Here is a 701-nt window from a genome sequence, read left to right as displayed (position 1 = left end):
TATTGAATCATTGTTTCAACAAAATTATACACCTTGAAAACACGGAGATCCAAGAGTTTGATGGGCGATATATTGATTATAACTTCTCATTGCTTCAGACTAAAATTGAGTTACAAGAAATCGCAGTCGCCGAAGGTGAAGAAATCGAGAGATACGATAACATCATCGATAATCTGAGAGAGATCGCAACTTATAATTCAGAAGCATCCAGAGGCAGAGCGTTAAAAGCCAGAGTTAGGTTTCAAGAAAGATTGGAAGCACGTAGAATCAAAGCGCCATTTGTTGATATTAAGCAGCCGGATATTACGTTTGGTATCGATCATGAAATGGAAGACACCGTTGTGGTAAATGTCCATGATTATAGTGTTTCCTTTGATGAGCTGATTTTAGAAAATGTTAACTTTGAGATCAAATCTACAGATAAAGTAGCTATTATCGGCCCAAACGGTACCGGTTAAACGACTTTGCTTCGGGAAATCTTTAAAAATAATCATGATTCCATTGAAATCAATGCTGATGTTAAAGTGGCTTATTTGTCTCAGCTTCAAGGCGAAACGCTAGAGGATTCCAATACGATACTAAATGAGTTCATCGATGCCGGGTTTAAAACTTATGATGAGATCAGATCGTATTTTTCAAACTATGGCTTTGAAGGAGAAGTCCTTGATCAAAAGATAGAATCTTTATCTGGTGGAGAAAAA

General features: G+C 36.8%; 1 pseudogene. It reads left to right on the top strand.

The window, feature by feature from the left end:
• Positions 1–701: pseudogene (locus AMS66_RS00740) on the top strand (ATP-binding cassette domain-containing protein); the annotation flags it as partial.

It is taken from the genome of Paenibacillus xylanivorans (assembly GCF_001280595.1).
Lineage (GTDB): Bacteria > Bacillota > Bacilli > Paenibacillales > Paenibacillaceae > Paenibacillus > Paenibacillus xylanivorans.
Note: the sequence above shows the minus strand (reverse complement) of the source record. Positions and strands in the feature narration are given on the sequence as shown.